General features: G+C 36.9%; 4 protein-coding genes. 3 read left to right on the top strand and 1 reads right to left on the bottom strand.

Annotation, left to right across the window (positions count from 1 at the left end):
• The 3 genes from L652_RS0112345 to bfr (L652_RS0112335) all read left to right on the top strand — a co-directional run.
• Window positions 1–1,583 (top strand): TonB-dependent receptor (locus L652_RS0112345; protein WP_024603481.1); only part of this gene is annotated, 1,583 nt, incomplete at its 5' end.
• A 274-nt stretch (window positions 1,584–1,857) separates the two neighbouring features.
• Window positions 1,858–2,328: a bacterioferritin gene (bfr, locus tag L652_RS0112340; protein ID WP_024595020.1), complete on the top strand. Its 471-nt coding sequence runs from the start codon at window positions 1,858–1,860 to the stop codon at window positions 2,326–2,328.
• 12 nt (window positions 2,329–2,340) lie between these two features.
• Complete coding sequence (bfr, locus tag L652_RS0112335) at window positions 2,341–2,805, top strand: bacterioferritin (RefSeq protein ID WP_024595021.1); 465 nt, start codon at window positions 2,341–2,343, stop codon at window positions 2,803–2,805.
• A gap of 65 nt (window positions 2,806–2,870) precedes the next feature.
• Here bfr (L652_RS0112335) and L652_RS0112330 read toward each other — a convergent pair whose 3' ends face one another.
• Complete coding sequence (locus tag L652_RS0112330; protein ID WP_002960627.1) at window positions 2,871–3,065, bottom strand: (2Fe-2S)-binding protein; 195 nt, start codon at window positions 3,063–3,065, stop codon at window positions 2,871–2,873.
• Window positions 3,066–3,359 lie beyond the last annotated feature (294 nt).

The raw sequence follows: 3,359 nt of genomic DNA, 5'->3' as shown, positions 1-3,359 counted from the left end.
GTAGAGTATCAGCCGCAGTAAACGGTAAGCTCGACCAACTAAGCTACCTGTTAACGGCAAGCTATGAAGAAAACGGCGTACAACGCGATGCGCAGGGCGATATTTTAGGCTTACAATACGGTTTATCAGACTCTGAAACTCAAAACTATTTTACCAAACTAACTTATGATTTTGACGACGAAAAGCAACTGCAGTTTAGCTATAACTATTTCAGCTCACAGCAAAAAACTGATTTAGGCGATGTTACTGGTGATGGCAATATAGGAGAAAAAACTTACGCTATTCACGTACCCTTAGAGCTTCAAAAACAAGGTAAGCCGCAAGGACCCGATGGCAACGAAAATATAACCCTAAAATATGTTGATTACGCGTTGTTTGAAAACACACAAATGACCCTCGATCTTTATAAACAAGATATAGAAAACGTATTCTTTTTCTCCACTAACCTAGCTAACCTCGATGAAGGCTATACCGGTGGCCAATCCGTTATTAAATCAGACAAGCAAGGTGCAAGGGCTACATTTAATAGTCAGTTTGATTTTGAAAACGTAACAGCAACCCTAATCTACGGTATTGATGCCTTAAACGATAAAACATCGCAACCTTTAGTAGATGGCCGTGTGTGGGTGCCAGAAATGGACATGGAAAGTGTGGCTGGCTTTTTACAAACCAAATGGGTAATAAACGACGATATTATTGTAAAAGCAGGTGTAAGAAACGAAAGTATTGATTTGAGCGTAAGTGATTACCAAACATTAAAACTGTGTAGAACCCCTTCGCAATGCTCAGTGCCATTAAATGTGCGTGGTGATACCATAAACTATGACGCTACAACGTATAATGCAGGCATAAAATACAATTTAACAGATGCATTCAGCCCATTTTTTAGTTATTCACAGGGATCTGATATTTCTGATATTGGCCGCTTACTTCGCGCTGCAACCGTTGACGATATTGCACTTATTCAGACACAAGCATCTATAATTGACAACTACGAAGTTGGTTTTACTTCACAGTTTGAAAACGTTCGTTTTGAATTTGCACTGTACAGAAGTACTTCAGAGCTTGGCACCAGTAATGAATTTAACGAAGTAACGGGTGTTTACGAACCCGTACGCGCACCTCAAGAAATATGGGGTTACGAAGGTTTAGTTAATTATACTATTAACCAAGACCTTAAATTAGGTGCTACATACAGCTACGTAGAAGGTAAAAACACCGAAGCGGATGAATATTTAGGGGCAAAACAAATCAGCCCGCCGAAAGCCACTGCTAATTTAACATGGCAAACCAACGAAAAGTTATCACTTGCAATGAGTTTTTTATATGTAGGCGACAGAAAGCGTTTTGATAAAAATGCACAGGGCCAATACTCTGGCGATCAAGGCCCTGTTAGTAGCTACAACACATTTAACTTAAGTGGCCAATACAATGTTAACGCCAGCTGGAGTGGCTATTTTGGTATCGAAAACCTGTTCAATAGCGATTACTACCCTGCCCGCGCACAATCTTACACTTACGGCGGCTATAACATCAAAGGATTAGGCACAACGGCTACCCTAGGTGCTAAATACCAGTTTTAATTAGTAATAGACTCAATAAATAGGCATCATCAGCATGCCTATTTATTTAAAAAATAATATGAAATGCAGTCTCTCAACTTATTGTTTATAAATACCTCTAGTAATCATTCTCAGATACTAATACAAATAAAAAACTGTCCACAAACCAAGCAGTAACGCAAACTTAAATAAGAATCAAAACCAATAGTAAAGCAATGATTTTTATAGAGAAAACTTGCAATACAGGCTATTTGTACTACACTGCATGCAATTGAAATAGTTAAGGTGATTTATCATGAAAGGTAATCAAAAAGTAATCGATGCATTTAATACATTGTTAGCTAACGAGTTAGCAGCAATCGATCAGTATTTTATACACTCGCGCATGTATGACGACTGGGGTTTAAATAAGCTATACGAGCGCCTTAACCACGAAATGGAAGAAGAAAAAGATCACGCAGACTGGCTTATTAAGCGCATCTTGTTTTTAGAAGGTGTACCAAATATGACTAAGCGCCGTGATTTACTTATCGGTAACGACGTAAAAAGCATGATGCAAAATGATTTAACACTAGAGCTTGAAGTAGTTGCGTGTGTTAAAGACGTAATCGCAATATGTGAAGAGCAGCAAGATTATCAATCTCGTAGCATTTTAGAAAAGCTGTTATTTGATACTGAAGAAGATCATGTTTACTGGTTAGAACAACAACTTGGCTTAATTGATAAGATTGGTTCTGATAATTATCATCAAGCACAAATGGCTTAGTAGGAGCATACTATGAAAGGCGATAAAGACGTAATTGCAGCGCTTAATAAAGTACTCGCTAATGAGCTTGTTGGTATTAATCAATACTTTTTACATGCACGCATGTTTAAAGATTTTGGTTTCACTCAATTAGACAAAGCAGATTACAAAGTATCAATTCAAAAAATGAAAAACGCCGATCGTTTAATCGAACGTATTTTGTTTTTAGAAGGCTTACCAAATCTTCAAGACTTAGGCCGATTACGTATTGGTGAAAACAGCGAAGAAATGATTGCTGCTAACATGAGTTTTGAACTCGATACTATTGACGAGTTACGAAGCGCCGTTAAACTGGCTGAAAGTAAAAAAGATTACATTACCCGTGAAACCCTTGATCACATTTTAAATGAACAAGAAGAGCAAATTGATTGGTTAGAAACCCAACAATTACTTATTAAAAATACGGGTATCAAAAACTACTTACAGTCTCAACTGTAAATAGTAACAAGCATAAAAAAAGCAGCTAAAAAGCTGCTTTTTTTATATCTAAATTTTATATGTAATTAAGCAACTTGATCCGTTACATCCGCAATTTGAATAAGTCTGCGATTAAGGATCTTTTTAGTACAACCACAACACTTACCGCATTGGCTGCCTACTTTAAGCTCTTTGGTTAATTCACGCATGGTCGTTGCACCATCGTCAATTGTTTGCTCAATTTTTTTATCAGTCACACCGTGACAAAGACAAATATACATCAATACAAACCGTGTTAATTACAATCAATAGATGCATACTAATCTAAACGACAATTGTTATCAATAGCTTCTTCACTAATAAATATAAATTATTTATTAGAATATGGTATTTGTTCCCTTAACTATATTTACCTAAAAATAAAGTTATGGAATAATGGCCGCCTCTTAGGGGAGTAGCCCGCTCAGTAATGAGTAAACTTATCAACATAATTGCACCTCATGTGCATGGTAAGTTTGTAATGTTGTAGCAAGCGTTATCGGCGAGACCTAGGTAGACACTATCCTCATGGCGGG

Source organism: Pseudoalteromonas sp. TB25, from assembly GCF_000497995.1.
Classification (GTDB): domain Bacteria; phylum Pseudomonadota; class Gammaproteobacteria; order Enterobacterales; family Alteromonadaceae; genus Pseudoalteromonas; species Pseudoalteromonas distincta.
The sequence above is the reverse complement of the archived record's forward strand: the minus strand, read 5'-3'. Positions and strand labels throughout refer to the sequence as shown.